This window comes from Streptomyces ziwulingensis, from assembly GCF_039542605.1.
In the GTDB taxonomy this organism is placed as follows: domain Bacteria; phylum Actinomycetota; class Actinomycetes; order Streptomycetales; family Streptomycetaceae; genus Streptomyces; species Streptomyces ziwulingensis.
The window spans coordinates 73,447-86,727 of the sequence record NZ_BAABIG010000010.1; the positions used below are offsets into that span (position 1 = coordinate 73,447).

General features: G+C 73.7%; 13 protein-coding genes. 7 read left to right on the top strand and 6 right to left on the bottom strand.

Annotation, left to right across the window (positions count from 1 at the left end; genetic code table 11):
- The first annotated feature begins 291 nt into the window (after positions 1–291).
- The 3 genes from panB to ABEB00_RS05325 all read left to right on the top strand — a co-directional run bounded on the left by panB (position 292) and on the right by ABEB00_RS05325 (position 3,212).
- Positions 292–1,176, top strand: a complete 885-nt coding sequence (gene panB / locus ABEB00_RS05315) for a 3-methyl-2-oxobutanoate hydroxymethyltransferase (protein ID WP_345617724.1) — start codon at positions 292–294, stop codon at positions 1,174–1,176.
- 186 nt (positions 1,177–1,362) lie between these two features.
- Complete coding sequence (locus ABEB00_RS05320; RefSeq protein WP_345617725.1) at positions 1,363–2,388, top strand: ATP-binding cassette domain-containing protein; 1,026 nt, start codon at positions 1,363–1,365, stop codon at positions 2,386–2,388.
- A complete protein-coding gene (locus tag ABEB00_RS05325; RefSeq protein WP_345617726.1) occupies positions 2,385–3,212 on the top strand; it encodes an ABC transporter permease in 828 nt (275 codons plus the stop codon). Before ABEB00_RS05320 ends, ABEB00_RS05325 begins: the two co-directional genes overlap by 4 nt.
- 14 nt (positions 3,213–3,226) lie before the next feature.
- On the opposite strand, the gene ABEB00_RS05330 is transcribed toward ABEB00_RS05325, so the two are convergent.
- Positions 3,227–6,763 carry an AfsR/SARP family transcriptional regulator gene (locus tag ABEB00_RS05330; protein WP_345617727.1) on the bottom strand — a complete coding sequence of 1,179 codons (3,537 nt, stop codon included), beginning with the start codon at positions 6,761–6,763 and terminating at the stop codon, positions 3,227–3,229.
- Between the two features lie 140 nt (positions 6,764–6,903).
- On the opposite strand from ABEB00_RS05330, the gene ABEB00_RS05335 reads away from it, so the two are divergent.
- Positions 6,904–7,701 (top strand): site-2 protease family protein, encoded by a 798-nt coding sequence (locus ABEB00_RS05335; protein WP_345617728.1) that lies wholly within the window; start codon positions 6,904–6,906, stop codon positions 7,699–7,701.
- Here ABEB00_RS05335 and ABEB00_RS05340 read toward each other — a convergent pair.
- The 3 genes from ABEB00_RS05340 to ABEB00_RS05350 form a co-directional block, all read right to left on the bottom strand.
- Positions 7,691–7,879, bottom strand: coding sequence for a hypothetical protein (locus ABEB00_RS05340; RefSeq protein ID WP_345617729.1), 189 nt, complete (start codon positions 7,877–7,879; stop codon positions 7,691–7,693). The two genes, ABEB00_RS05335 and ABEB00_RS05340, sit on opposite strands and share 11 nt — an antisense overlap.
- A 126-nt stretch (positions 7,880–8,005) precedes the next feature.
- On the bottom strand, positions 8,006–8,713 hold the full coding sequence (gene npdG, locus ABEB00_RS05345) for an NADPH-dependent F420 reductase (protein WP_345617730.1): 708 nt from the start codon (positions 8,711–8,713) through the stop codon (positions 8,006–8,008).
- A gap of 37 nt (positions 8,714–8,750) precedes the next feature.
- Positions 8,751–9,860, bottom strand: coding sequence for a sialidase family protein (locus tag ABEB00_RS05350; protein ID WP_345617731.1), 1,110 nt, complete (start codon positions 9,858–9,860; stop codon positions 8,751–8,753).
- A gap of 112 nt (positions 9,861–9,972) precedes the next feature.
- Between ABEB00_RS05350 and ABEB00_RS05355 the strand changes: the two genes are divergently transcribed.
- Positions 9,973–10,587 carry a hypothetical protein gene (locus ABEB00_RS05355; protein ID WP_345617732.1) on the top strand — a complete coding sequence of 205 codons (615 nt, stop codon included), beginning with the start codon at positions 9,973–9,975 and terminating at the stop codon, positions 10,585–10,587.
- 31 nt (positions 10,588–10,618) lie between these two features.
- Here ABEB00_RS05355 and ABEB00_RS05360 read toward each other — a convergent pair whose 3' ends face one another.
- Positions 10,619–10,846: a hypothetical protein gene (locus tag ABEB00_RS05360; protein WP_345617733.1), complete on the bottom strand. Its 228-nt coding sequence runs from the start codon at positions 10,844–10,846 to the stop codon at positions 10,619–10,621.
- A gap of 58 nt (positions 10,847–10,904) precedes the next feature.
- Between ABEB00_RS05360 and map the strand changes: the two genes are divergently transcribed.
- A complete protein-coding gene (gene map, locus ABEB00_RS05365; RefSeq protein ID WP_345617734.1) occupies positions 10,905–11,765 on the top strand; it encodes a type I methionyl aminopeptidase in 861 nt (286 codons plus the stop codon).
- 169 nt (positions 11,766–11,934) lie between these two features.
- Positions 11,935–12,582, top strand: a complete 648-nt coding sequence (locus ABEB00_RS05370; RefSeq protein WP_345617735.1) for a biliverdin-producing heme oxygenase — start codon at positions 11,935–11,937, stop codon at positions 12,580–12,582.
- A gap of 24 nt (positions 12,583–12,606) precedes the next feature.
- Here the strand turns inward: ABEB00_RS05370 and ABEB00_RS05375 are convergent, their stop codons facing one another.
- Positions 12,607–13,251, bottom strand: a complete 645-nt coding sequence (locus ABEB00_RS05375) for a PhzF family phenazine biosynthesis protein (protein ID WP_345617736.1) — start codon at positions 13,249–13,251, stop codon at positions 12,607–12,609.
- Positions 13,252–13,281: the final 30 nt, after the last annotated feature.

Here is a 13,281-nt window from a genome sequence, read left to right on the forward strand (position 1 = left end):
CTGCCGTGCACACCGTCGCCCCCACGAACCCTAGGGGATGATCGGTTCCGTTCCACCGTCCCATGACGGCCGTACGGGCACAGTGACGAAGAAGTGACGCCCGGGGGTTCCGCCGGCGGGCGCGCGGGGCGGACTCTGTGACGGAACAAGCACATTGGCCACAGGTGTGGAGATCTCCGCCCGCACTCCGGTCACGGGGCACTCTGGCCCTCGTCGGCACGAGATGCCACCATGGAGGGGATCCGGGGACGCCGTCAGGGCGCCTCGAGATGACATGAAGGAGCCGTTGCCATGACGCAGCTTTCGGCTGCCCCCGGCGCGCGGGCCGCACAGAGCACCCCCTCCGACGCCGGCAAGGCGCTGTACGGGGGCAAGAGCTCCCGCCGCCTCACGGTCCGGGACATCACCGCCGCCAAGGAACGCGGCGAGAAGTGGCCCATGCTCACCGCGTACGACGCGATGACCGCGTCCGTGTTCGACGAGGCCGGCATCCCGGTGATGCTGGTCGGTGACTCGGCCGGCAACTGCCACCTCGGGTACGACACCACCGTGCCCGTCACCCTCGACGAGATGACCATGCTCGCGTCGGCGGTGGTACGCGGCACCGGCCGCGCCCTGATCGTCGGCGACCTGCCCTTCGGGACCTACCAGGAGAGCCCGGTGCAGGCGCTGCGCTCGGCGACCCGGCTGGTGAAGGAGGCCGGGGTCGGGGCGGTGAAGCTGGAGGGCGGCGAGCGTTCGCACCGGCAGATCGAGCTGCTGGTGGAGTCCGGCATCCCGGTGATGGCGCACATCGGCCTCACCCCGCAGTCGGTCAACGCCATGGGCTACCGGGTGCAGGGCCGCGGCGAGGAGGCCGCCCAGCAGTTGCTGCGCGACGCCAAGGCGGTGCAGGACGCGGGCGCCTTCGCGGTCGTCCTCGAACTGGTCCCGGCCGAACTGGCCGCCGAGGTGACACGGACGCTGCACATCCCGACCGTCGGCATCGGCGCGGGTCCGGAGACGGACGCGCAGGTGCTGGTCTGGACCGACATGCTCGGGCTGACCGGCGGCCGGGTGCCGAAGTTCGTGAAGAAGTACGCCGACCTGCGCCAGGTCATCGGCGACGCGGCGAAGTCGTTCGCCGAGGACGTCGTCGGCGGAACGTTCCCGCAGGAGGAGAACTCCGTCCACTGACGGGGCCGCGGGGCGGGTTCCGTCCCGGAAGAGCCAACGCGGTAAGAGCCATCGCGGTACGACGCCGGCCCCGCCGATCTTCCCCCGTCGGCGGGGTCCGGGCGTGTCGGTGGACTGTCGGTGCGTACCGGCGGCTGTCGGTGGGCTGTAGGCGGTCTGTCGGTGGCGGCTGGCACCGTCGGCGGCATGAAGCGAATCGACAACCGCCCCGACGGCGAGCGCCCCGCCGTCTCGGTACGGGGGCTGGTCAAGCACTACGGCGAGACCAAGGCGCTGGACGGGGTCGACCTCGACGTGCGCGAGGGCACCGTGATGGGTGTGCTCGGGCCGAACGGTGCCGGGAAGACCACGCTCGTCCGCATCCTGTCCACCCTGCTCGCCCCGGACTCGGGCCAGGGGATCGTGGCCGGCTACGACGTCGTGCGCCAGCCCCGTCAGTTGCGCCGGGTGATCGGACTCACCGGGCAGTACGCCTCGGTGGACGAGAAGCTCCCCGGCTGGGAGAACCTGTACATGATCGGGCGGCTGCTCGACCTGCCCCGCAAGGACGCGCGCAGGCGGGCCGACGAACTGCTGGAGCGGTTCTCGCTCACCGAGGCCGCCAAGCGGTCGGCCGGCACCTACTCGGGCGGCATGCGGCGCCGCCTCGACCTCGCCGCCTCGATGATCGGCCGCCCCCAGGTGCTCTTCCTGGACGAACCGACCACCGGCCTGGACCCGCGCACCCGCAACGAGGTGTGGACCGAGGTCAAGGCCATGGTCGGGGACGGCGTGACGGTCCTGCTGACCACCCAGTACATGGAGGAGGCCGAGCAGCTCGCCTCCGAGCTGACCGTCGTGGACCGCGGGCAGGTCATCGCGGGCGGCCGCATCGAGGAGCTGAAGGCCAAGGTCGGCGGCCGCACCCTGCGGGTCCGTCCGGCCGACCCGCTGCGGCTGCGCCCGCTGGCCGGTTTCCTGGACGGGCTGGGCATCACCGGGCTCGCCGCCACCACGGTGGACGTCGAGCGCGGCGCCGTACTGGTGCCGATCCTCAGCGACGAGCAGCTCACCGCCGTGGTCCGCGCGGTCACCTCGCGCGAGATCACGCTCGCCTCCATCACCACCGAACTGCCCAGCCTGGACGAGGTCTTCCTCTCCCTCACCGGCCACCGCGCCAGTGCCCCGCAGGACACCGCGCCCGTCGACGACCGTCAGGAGGTCGCCGTATGAGCGCCACCACCGTCCCCGCCGTCCCCACCGCGCTCACGCCCGACGCCCGGATCTCGCCGCGCGCGCACGTGCGCCACACCAGCGCGCTGGTCCGCCGCAACCTGCTGTGGATCAAGCAGGACCCGGAGTCGATGTTCGACGCCCTGCTGATGCCGGTCGTCTTCACCCTGCTCTTCGTGTACGTCTTCGGCGGCTCGATCGGGCAGGCGCTGGGCGGCGGGCAGGACGGCTACGTCCAGTACGTGATCCCCGGCATGATCGCGATGATGAGCATGACGCTCTCCCAGGGCGTCGGCACCGGGTTCAGCCAGGACTTCAACTCCGGTGTCATGGACCGCTTCCGGTCGCTGCCGATCGGCCGCGGCTCGGTGCTGTTCGCGAAGATCTCGGTCGAACTGATCCGGATGCTCTTCGCGACCACCGTGCTGATGATCGTCGCCGTGCTGGTGGGTTTCGACATCGTGCACTGGGCCGGGCTGTTCGCGGCCGTGGGCCTCTCCGCGGCCTTCGCCTCCTCGATCATGTGGGTGTTCCTCACCCTGGGCGTGGTGCTGAAGAACGCGCAGTCCGTGCAGGCGATGGGCTCCCTGGTGCTCTTCCCGCTCCAGTTCGGCTCGTCGATCTTCGCGCCGACACAGTCGATGCCGGGCTGGCTGCAGGCGTTCACCGACTACAACCCGCTCTCCACGCTCGCGGACGCGGCGCGCGGGCTGATGGTGGGCGGCCCCGTCGCCCACGACCTGTGGATCACCCTGGCCTGGTCGGCGGCGATCACGGCGGTGATGGCACCGGTCGCCATCCACAAGTTCCGTACGAAGAGCTGACCGGTCCGCTCCGGTCAGACCAGGGCGGTGGCCTGCTCCAGCGAGAGGCCGCCGCCCTCGGCGTACGCGGCCTGGTACTCCGCCTCGGACAGCGCGGCCCGGGTGTGCTCGACGGCCCGCAGCCGCGCGGCCCGCTCCATGCCGTTCTCGACGTGGTCGGCCGGCATCAGCGCGGCGGCGGCCCCGAGACAGCGGGCGGCGTCCCGGGCCCGGCGTCCGCCGTCGGCGCCGGCCAGCGGCAGCGCGGCGATCACCAGATAGCCGGGGCGCATCTGCGGCGCGATCGTCACCGACAGCGGGTCCCGCGACCGTTCCAGCGCCCGCCGGATCTTGTCCAGGGCCTCGTCGTACCGGCCCTCCAGGGAGTCCACCCAGGACTCCGCGCCCACGATGAAGGCGTCGAAGACGACGAAGCTGGAGATGACGAACTCCTCGCGCAGCAATCGGAGTTGCTCGCGCGCCTCGGCGGTGCGGCCGGTGGCGCCGAGCTGTCCGGCGAGGAAGAGGCGGGCGGCGGGCATGGCGCCGTTGTGCACCACTCCGGAGGAGCGGTCGATGACCTCGCGCAGGAGGCGTTCGCCCTCCTCGCCCCGGCCTGCCTCCAGCAGCGCGCTGCCCCGGCGGGCGTCGAGGACGTCCACCTGGGCGTGGGCGCCGAGCCGCCGGGCGTACTCCCCGGCCCGCTCGTAGTCGGCGGCGGCGCCCGTGTGGTCGCCGACGCGCTCGCGGGCCTCGGCGCGGGCGGAGAGCGCCTCGGCGACACCCCAGTCGTCGCCGAGCCGCCGGTAGATCTCCAGTGACTCGTCCGCGTCGCGCCCCGCGTCGCCCGCCCAGCCGGCCCGGTTGGCCAGCAGGTTGGCCCGCATCTGGAGGGACCCGGCCAGCTCCCACTCGAAGCCGGGGGTCTCCCGGCAGGTGCGGACCGAGGCGTCCATGATCTCGCGCAGCCGCTCCACGTCACCGGTGAGCAGCACCGCGTAGAACCAGATCAGGCCGGGGCTGCGGCAGGTCTGCGGCAGCCCCGGTTCGTAGGTGCTCGCGATCACCCGCAGCTTGGTCTGGGCCCGGGGGTGCTGCCAGGAGTCCAGCTCGGTGTCCATGCAGGCGAGATGGGCCAGGTGCACCCCGCGCCGGGCCTCGGCGAGGACCTCGCCGGTCATCGGGGGCGGGCTGCTCGTGCACCGCTCCCAGACCGGGGCGGCGGGGCGGACCGGCTCCGTGAACGGGTCGGGGCCGAGCGCCATGACCTCGTCGCACCAGGTGCGGGCCTCGATGCGCAAGTCCCGCACCTGCCAGTACCAGACCAGCGAGAGCACCAGGCAGAGCGCCTCCTGTTCGTCGCGGGTGGCGACGGCGTGCCGCAGCGCGCTGCGCACGTTCTCGTACTCCCGTTGGAACAGTTCGACGGCCTGGAGCTGGCCGGGGCCGCGCAGCAGCGGGTCGGTGCGGCGGACGAGTTCGCGGTAGTACGTCAGATGCGCGCGCTCGGCGTCGGCGCGGCGGCCCGTCTGGTCCAGCCGCTCCCCCGCGTACTCGGCGACGGTCTCCAGCAGCCGGTAGCGCATCTCGCCGGCCCCGGAGGGCGCGGCCACCACCAGCGACTTGTCGACCAGGGAGCCGAGTGCCTCCAGCGCGGCGGGTCCGCAGACCGCTTCGGCGGCGTCCAGGTCGCAGCCGCCGGCGAACACCGACAGGCGGCCCAGCACCTCGCGCTCCGGCTCGTCCAGCAGGTCCCAGGACCAGTCGACGACCGCGCGGAGCGTCTGCTGGCGGGGCAGGACGGTACGGCTGCCGGAGGTGAGCAGGCGGAAGCGGTCGTCCAGGCGGTCGGCGATCTGCCGGGGCGTCATCATGCGCAGCCGGGCGGCGGCGAGTTCGATGGCCAGCGGGAGGCCGTCGAGGCGGCGGCAGATCTCGGCGCACACCTCCGGGTCGTCCTCGACCCGGAAGCCGGGGCGGGCGGCGGTGCCCCGGTCGGCGAGGAGTTGCAGCGCGGCGGTCTCGGTGAGCGGCTCCAGCGGTCGCAGCAGCTCCCCCGGTACGCCGAGGGGTTCCCGGCTGGTGGCGAGGACGGTCAGGCCGGGGCAGCGGGCGAGGAGTTCCTCGGCGAGGCGGGCGGCGGCGTCCACGAGGTGCTCGCAGTTGTCGAGGACGAGCAGCAGGCGGCGCCGTCCCAGGTGTTCGACCAGGCGGTCCACGGCGGTGTCCGGGCGGTCGGCGGCGACCCGCAGCTCCTCGGCGCCCGCGCCGTACAGCACGGTCTCGCGGGCGCCGACGGCGGTGAGCACCGCCTCGGGCACGGCGGCCGGGTCGTCCACGGGGGCGAGTTCGGCGAGCCACACGCCGTCCCGGGCCACCTCCCCGGCGGCCTCGGCGGCCTCCTGCGAGAGCCGGGTCTTGCCGGCCCCGCCGGGACCCAGCAGCGTGACGAGCCGGGCGGCGGCCAGGTCGGCACCGAGCGCCTCGATGTCGCGATCACGTCCGACGAAGGAGGTCAGGCGGGCCCGGAGGTTGCCACGGGGGCGGGGGGTACGGGGACGGGCGGTACCGGGACGGGTGGTACCGGGACGGGCGGTACCGGGGGTGGCGTCCGGGTCCGGGGGGACACCCCCTGCGGCCGGGGACGGTCGGGACGCCACGCCGTTCCGGGGGGCCGGGGCGGCCCTCCGCCCCGGAGGGGGGCCATCGCCGCCGAACCCGGGGGCGATCCCCGGCCCCGGCTCGGACCCGCCCGCACCGGAGTCCGGCCGGGGCGGGGCGGCGGGGCGGGTCCGGGGCGGGGCGGCGGGCCGGGTGGCGGTGGTGTCGGGCTCGTACCGTTCCTGCGGGCGGAGCAGCTCGGCGTGGAGTGCGCGCAGGCGGGGGCCCGGGTCGGCGCCGAGCCGGTCGGCGAGCAGCCGGCGCAGCTCCTCGTAGGCGGCGAGCGCCTCCGCGGTGCGGCCGGTGTCGCGCAGGGCGCGCAGCCGCAGCGCCTGGAGGGGCTCGTCCAGCGGGTGGCCGTCGCACAGCGCGGTCAGCGCGGGCAGGGCCTCGTCGGCGTGTCCGAGGTCGAGGGCGGCGGTGTGCCGGGCCCGCAGGACGTCCAGCCGGCGGGCCTGGCGGCGGGCCGCCTCGGCGGTGCGGTCGGGCAGGTCGGCGAGGACCGGGTCCTGCCACAGGGCGAGGGCGTCTTCGAGCACGGCCGCCGCCTTCTCCGCGTCGCCGTCGGCGAGCGCGCGCAGCCCCTCGTCGGCGAGCCGCTCGAAGCGGTGCAGGTCGATGTCGTCGGGGGCGGCGGCGAGCCGGTAGCCGCCGTCGGCGGAGACCACCGCGGCCGCGCCGAGCGTCCGGCGCAACCGGCCGACCAGGGCCTGGAGCGCGGCCGGGGCGTCGGCGGGCGGATCGCCGTCCCACACCTCCTCGACCAGCAGACCGGCCGGCACGGTCCGGCCGGCCCGCAGCGCGAGCACGGTCAGCAGCGCGCGCAGCCGCGCCCCGCCGACGGGGACGGGGCTGCCGTCGGGGCCAAGTACCTGGGTGGTGCCGAATATCCGGTAGCGCACGAGGCCCATTGTCCTCGGGGACGCACCGGCGCCGCCTCCGGGTTTGCCGGGGCGTGGACCGGCAGGAACCTCCGGCCGTCCGCGGGACGTTCCTCTCCCGTCACCGGTACGGTCTACCCTTCCCCTCCCGACCTCAGGAGCCCCGCGCCATGACCACCGCCTCCGCCCGCCGAAGTGACCGGCGGGTCAGTCCCGTCTTCCTCGGGATCGTCGCCGTCGCCGCGGTCACCGGCTGGGCCACCTGGACCGGGTTCGCCGCGCAGCCGGGCGTGGCCGTGTTCCTGTTCGTGACGGCCGCCTGGATCGTCTCGCTGTGCCTGCACGAGTACGCGCACGCCCGTACCGCCCTGCACAGCGGGGACATCTCGGTCGGCGCGAAGGGCTATCTGACGCTGAACCCGACGAAGTACACGCACGCGCTGCTGAGCATCGTGCTGCCGGTGCTCTTCGTGATCATGGGTGGGATCGGGCTGCCGGGCGGCGCGGTCTTCATCGAGCGCGGCCGTATTCGGGGCCGGTGGCGGCACAGCCTGATCTCGGCGGCCGGTCCGCTGACCAACGTGGCGTTCGCCGTCGTGTGCACCGCCCCGTTCTGGCTGGACGCGCTGGACGGCGTGCCGCGCGACTTCCGGTTCGCGCTGGCCTTCCTGGCGCTGCTCCAGGTCACGGCGGCGATCCTGAACTTCCTGCCGGTGCCCGGCCTGGACGGCTACGGGGTGGTCGAGCCGTGGCTGTCGTACCGGGTGCGGCGGCAGGTGGAGCCGTTCGCGCAGTTCGGGCTGCTGTTCGTCTTCGCGCTGCTGTGGATTCCCGCGCTGAACGGCGTGTTCTTCGACGTGATCGACGCGATCCTGCGGGCGCTGGGGATCGACGAGTCCGACTCGTACTGCGGCTTCGAGCTGTACCGCTTCTGGCAGACGGCCGGGATCTGCTCGGTCAGCCCGTGACGGAGGTGCGGCGGGCGGCCCGGTCGCGCCGGAGGTAGTACCAGGTCATGTTGGACGCCAGTCCCGCGATCAGCACCCATACGACGCCGACCAGCACGACGCCCTGGACGAAGGAGACGACGGCCGCGACGACGGCGAGCACGCAGACGGCGAGGGCGTAGCGGGCGAGGCGGGGCATGGGGTCGGCTCCTGTCGTGGGGGATGCCTGGCGGGGGGGCTGTCCGGCAGAGGGCTGCCCATCAGGGGGCTGCCCGTCGGGGGACACGGGCGGCATCGCTGACGCGTCCCAGTGTCCCCCATCGCCTCACACGTCGGTGACGCGGAGCCCCGCGTGCGCCTTGTAGCGGCGGTTGACGGAGATCAGGTTGGCGACCAGCGACTCGACCTGGTGGGCGTTGCGCAGCCGCCCGGCGAAGACACCGCGCATACCGGTGATGCGTCCGGCCAGCGCCTGCACGATCTCCACGTCGGCGCGGACCTCGCCGAGCACCATCACGTCGGTGTCGATCGCCTCGACCCCGGGGTCGGCCAGCAGGACGGCGGAGAGGTGGTGGAAGGCGGCGGTGACCCGGCTGTCCGGCAGCAGGGCGGCGGCCTGCTCGGCGGCGCTGCCCTCCTCCGGGGTGAGGGCGTAGGCGCCCTTCTTGTCGAAGCCGAGGGGGTTGACGCAGTCGACGACGAGTTTGCCGGACAGTTCGGCGCGCAGGGACGTCAGGGTGTCGCCGTGGCCTTCCCAGGGCACGGCGACGATCACGATGTCGCTGCGCCGGGCGGTCTCGGCGTTGTCGGCGCCCTCGACGCCGAGTCCGATCTCCTCGGCGGCCGAGACCGCGCGCTCGGCGGCGCGGGAGCCGACGATCACCTTCTGCCCGGCCCGCGCGAGGCGGTAGGCCAGGCCCTTGCCCTGCGGTCCCGTCCCGCCGAGGACGCCGACGATCAGCCCGGAGACGTCGGGCAGGTCCCAGGGGTCCTTGGCGGGGGCCTTCTGTGCGGCACTGTCGGTAGAGGTCATGGGCCGAGCCTACGTGCGGGCGGCCACCCTCACCGGGTCAGGTACGCCACACCGAGGACAGCCGCCGGAAGGTGATCGTCTCGTACGGGCCCGCGTCCCCCGTCTCGTACAGCAGTCCGACCGAGCCGGCGTCGACGCGCACCAGGTCGGAGTAGGCCGCGGGCCGGTCGTCGAGGGTCTGGGCCACTCGCCAGGACGTGCCGCCGTCGGTGGAGACGCGCAGGGTCATCCGGGCGCGGGCGCCGGGTTCGGCGGGCCCGGAGAAGAGGAGCAGGTCGGGGTCGCGGAGCTGGAGGACGCTGCCCTGGCAGACCGGGCCCGGCAGGCCGGGCTGCGGCGCGAAGGGCGCGGTCAGGGTCTGTCCGCCGTCCTTGGAACGGGCGTCGGCGCGGACGGTGACGGAGGGCGACATGGTGCGGGCGTTGACGTAGAGGCGGCCGTCGGGGAGTTCGGCGGCGGTGGACTCGTTGGCGGCCACCCGGGAGGTGGTGCCGTCGCCGTCGGCGACGTAGCCGAGGCGCCAGCTCTTGCCGCGGTCGTCGCTGAGCAGGCAGTGCCCGCCGTCGGGGCCGCCGCCGGTGCCCGGTCCGGCCGGGGGCAGGGAGTGGTTGGCGGGGACGACGACGCGTCCGGTGCGCAGCCGCAGGGCGTGGCCGGGGCCGGTGGCGTACCAGCGCCATTCCGGCCGTTTGACCCGGGCGGTGATCTCCGTGGGCGCGGACCAGGTGCGCCCGTCGTCGTCACTGCGCGTCACCCACACCCGGCGTCCGTCCTTGGCGGTGATCTCGCCGCGCCGGATGGCCGCCTCGGTGGCGTGCGCGGCGTTGCGGACGTGCACGAGCAGGATCCGGCCGGTGTCGAGGACGACCGGTGCGGGGTTCCCGGCGAGGCCGTCGCCGTTCTCGGCGGCGACCTGGAGCGGCCCCCAGGTGCGGCCGCCGTCGGTGGAGCGCTTGAGGACGACGCGGATGGTGCCGTGGTCGGCCGGCCCGTCGGCCCGGCCCTCGCAGAAGGCGAGCAGTGTGCCGCCGGCGGTGGCGACGACCGCCGGGATGCGGAAGCTCGCGTAGCCCTCCCGGCCGGCGCGGAACGGTACGGAGGTCGCGGCCCGCTCCCGCGCCCCTGCCCCTGGCCCTGCTGCTGTCATGGGTCGACTCCTGGCGTTTCGTGAGGTGGGTGGCTGGTGCGCATGCCCAGTTCGGGCGAATTCGGGGTGAACTGCGGGTCACGAGTGAGAGGTTGCGGCAGGATGCGGCCGCATGGACGCCGTACGGGTCACGCTGTTGCGCGAAGTGCTCGCCGGGACCGAGTGGCTGGGGGCCACCCGCAGATTCGCGGGGGCGCTGCGGGGCTCGGTGGTCTCGCACGGGGGCGGGCTGCTGCTGGTGGGCACCCCCGCGTACGAGCCGTGGCATCTGGCGGCGCACCTGGTGGACGAGGCCGCCTGGTCGGGGACGCCGGAGCTGGCGCCGACGCTGGTGCGGCACGGTGCGCGCCCCACCGACCCGGCGCATCTGGCGGTGGGCCCGGGGCGGCTGGCGGCGGCCCGGCGCGGGGAGACGCTGCTGGTGGTGGCGGCGGGCGAGCCGGGCGCGCCGCTGCTGGAGCGGGTGGACGACGCCCGGCGCGCGGGGGCGGCGGTGCTGGCGCTGGACGGCGGGGACGGCGCGGGCGGGCGGGAGCTGGCGGCGCTGGCGCACGAGCGGCTGACCGTGCCGGCCGGGGCGGAGCTGGACCTCGACACCGTGCAGCATCTGGTGAGCGCGGCGGCCGGGGAGCCCGCGGGGCCGCCGTCGCGGGGCCGGGGACGGTTCCGGGACCGCCTGTCCCGACTGGCCGACGCCCTGACGGCCCCACCACCGGCCCGCTGGTGAACGCGGTACGCGGCGGCGGGGGGGGGCGGGGTCAGTCGTCCGCGCGTCCCGGCGCGGCGTCGTGCCACTTCGGGTCGGTCTCCCATTCGAGGTTGCGCTCGCGGGCGGTCTCCATCGCGTGCTGGGCCTCCGCGCGGGAGGTGTACGGCCCGAAGCGGTTCTTGGCGGGGCACTCCGGCCCCTCCTCGACCTTCTTGTGTTCGAGGCAGTAGTACCACTCGCCCGCTTTTCCGACGGTGCGCTTCTTGAACAGGGCCATGACCGGCTCCTTTCGCCAGGGACATGGTCTCTTATGCCCGCTGGTTAGACTCGCTCCCATGTCTTCTGGCCAGTCGCTGCTCGTCCCCGGGGAGCTGTCCCCCGTCCGTTCCGTACCCGGAAACATCCGCCGGCCCGAGTACGTGGGCAAGCCGGCCCCGACGCCGTACACCGGCCCGGAGGTCCAGACGCCCGAGGTGATCGAGGCGATGCGGGTGGCGGGGCGGATCGCGGCGCGGGCGATGGCGGCGGCGGCCGAGCTGATCGCGCCGGGTGTGACCACGGACGAGCTGGACCGGGTGGCGCACGCGTACATGTGCGACCACGGCGCCTACCCCTCGACGCTGGGCTACCGCGGCTTTCCCAAGTCGCTGTGCACCTCCGTCAACGAGGTCATCTGCCACGGCATCCCCGACTCGACCGTCCTGCGCGACGGCGACATCGTCAACCTGGACGTGACGGCGTACATCGGCGGGGTGCACGGCGACAACAACGCCACCTACCTGGTCGGCGAGGTGGACGAGGAGAGCCGGCTGCTGGTCGAGCGGACCCGCGAGTCGCTGACCCGCGCCGTCAAGGCGGTCAGGCCGGGCCGGCAGGTCAACATCATCGGCCGGGTCATCGAGTCCTACGCCAAGCGGTTCGGCTACGGGGTGGTACGCGACTTCACCGGGCACGGGATCAACTCCTCGTTCCACTCCGGCCTGATCATCCCGCACTACGACAGCCCGCACGCGACGACCCTGCTGCGGCCCGGGATGACCTTCACGATCGAGCCGATGCTGACCCTCGGCACCCACGAGTACGACATGTGGGACGACGGCTGGACGGTCGTGACGAAGGACCGGAAGCGGACCGCGCAGTTCGAGCACACGCTGGTGGTCACGGAGACCGGCGCGGAGATCCTCACCCTCCCCTGAAACCGCCGAGCCGCCCGGCCCCACCGTCCGACGAACCCGCTCTCCCCGGAGGGCGGGTTCTTCGCGTCCCAACGGGGTAGAATTTTACCGACAGGCTGTCGGAACGTTTCCCGACGATCAGTCGGGAAGGCATTGACTTAGGTAACCCTAACCAGAGAAGATCGGCCGCATGGACTCCTTCTCGACGCTCATCCGCACCGCCTCCCACGAGCAGCACATGGAGGCGGAGACCTCGACGTTCATGAGCGATCTGCTGGGCGGGCGGCTCGGTGTCGACGCCTTCACCCGCTACACCGAGCAGCTCTGGTTCGTCTACGAGGCGCTGGAGACGGCCGCCCCCGCGCTGGCCGCCGACCCGGTGGCGGGCCCCTTCATCCAGCCCGCGCTGTACCGCCTCGGCGCGCTGGAGCGGGACCTGGAGCACCTGCGGGGCCCCGGGTGGCGGGCCTCCCTCACCGCGCTGCCCGCCACCGAGGCGTACGCGGACCGGGTGCGCGAGTGCGCCGAGCGGTGGCCGGCCGGCTACGTCGCCCACCACTACACGCGCTACCTGGGCGACCTCTCCGGCGGCCAGATAATCCGCGACCGGGCCGAGCGCGCGTGGGGCTTCGCCAAGAAGGGCGACGGCGTCCGTTTCTACGTCTTCGAGTCCGTCTCCAACCCGGCCGCCTTCAAGCGGGAGTACCGGGAGCTGCTGGACGGCATCCGCGCGGACGACCTGGAGAAGCAGCGGATCGTCGCGGAGTGCAAGAGGGCGTTCGCGCTGAACACCGCGGTCTTCCGGGCGCTGGGCGAGGAGTTCCCGCTCAGCGCGTAGCACGGGGTCGCGGGAGTCGCCGGCTCAGCGTTCCAGGTGCACCCGGCCGCCTAGCTCCACCCAGCCGTGCGGCTGCGGTGCGGTGAGGAGCTGGGAGCCGGCTCCCTGGGTGATGTTCAGGGCGCGGCCCAGCCGGTCGGTGAGCAGCAGGGCCGCGGCGCCCGTCGCCTCGTCCTCGTCGATGCCGTCGTCGCGGCCGGGGAAGGCACGGGCGCGCACCCGCCCGGCCGGTTCGTCCTCCCAGGCCCAGGCGTAGATCCACTCGCCCTTGGGCGGCACCGGCAGGTCGTCCACCTCGGCGGGCGAGGCGTACCGGCGCAGGGTGCGCGGCGGCGCCCACTCGGCCCGTGCCTCGATCCAACTGAACTCGCCGTCCTGCCGGGCGCCCACCACCCCCGCCGGGGTGACGAGTTCGGGCACGTCGAGCAGCCAGGCGGTGCCGACGCAGGGGTGGCCGGCGAAGGGCAGGCGCAGGGTGGGGGTGTAGATGTCGATGACGCCGCGCTCGGGGTCGTCGACGAACACGGTCTCGCTGAAGCCGAGTTCGGCGGCGAGCGCCTGCCGGTCCGCCGGCCGGGGCAGCACGGTTCCCTCCCGGACGACGCCGAGTTCGTTGCCGTAGCCGCCGTTCGGTGCGCAGAAGACGCGCACCACGTCGTAATCAGTCACGAGGGGCATTGAAACACCGGCGCCGCACGC

What these genes read in the sequence shown, in the direction of transcription:
- npdG (WP_345617730.1), bottom strand. Translation starts at nt 8,713, where the DNA reads ATGACCTCTACCGACAGTGCCGCACAGAAGGCCCCCGCCAAGGACCCC.
- ABEB00_RS05325 (WP_345617726.1), top strand. Translation starts at nt 2,385, where the DNA reads ATGAGCGCCACCACCGTCCCCGCCGTCCCCACCGCGCTCACGCCCGAC.
- map (WP_345617734.1), top strand. Translation starts at nt 10,905, where the DNA reads ATGTCTTCTGGCCAGTCGCTGCTCGTCCCCGGGGAGCTGTCCCCCGTC.
- panB (WP_345617724.1), top strand. Translation starts at nt 292, where the DNA reads ATGACGCAGCTTTCGGCTGCCCCCGGCGCGCGGGCCGCACAGAGCACC.
- ABEB00_RS05320 (WP_345617725.1), top strand. Translation starts at nt 1,363, where the DNA reads ATGAAGCGAATCGACAACCGCCCCGACGGCGAGCGCCCCGCCGTCTCG.
- ABEB00_RS05370 (WP_345617735.1), top strand. Translation starts at nt 11,935, where the DNA reads ATGGACTCCTTCTCGACGCTCATCCGCACCGCCTCCCACGAGCAGCAC.
- ABEB00_RS05330 (WP_345617727.1), bottom strand. Translation starts at nt 6,763, where the DNA reads ATGGGCCTCGTGCGCTACCGGATATTCGGCACCACCCAGGTACTTGGC.
- ABEB00_RS05335 (WP_345617728.1), top strand. Translation starts at nt 6,904, where the DNA reads ATGACCACCGCCTCCGCCCGCCGAAGTGACCGGCGGGTCAGTCCCGTC.
- ABEB00_RS05350 (WP_345617731.1), bottom strand. Translation starts at nt 9,860, where the DNA reads ATGACAGCAGCAGGGCCAGGGGCAGGGGCGCGGGAGCGGGCCGCGACC.
- ABEB00_RS05360 (WP_345617733.1), bottom strand. Translation starts at nt 10,846, where the DNA reads ATGGCCCTGTTCAAGAAGCGCACCGTCGGAAAAGCGGGCGAGTGGTAC.
- ABEB00_RS05340 (WP_345617729.1), bottom strand. Translation starts at nt 7,879, where the DNA reads ATGCCCCGCCTCGCCCGCTACGCCCTCGCCGTCTGCGTGCTCGCCGTC.
- ABEB00_RS05355 (WP_345617732.1), top strand. Translation starts at nt 9,973, where the DNA reads ATGGACGCCGTACGGGTCACGCTGTTGCGCGAAGTGCTCGCCGGGACC.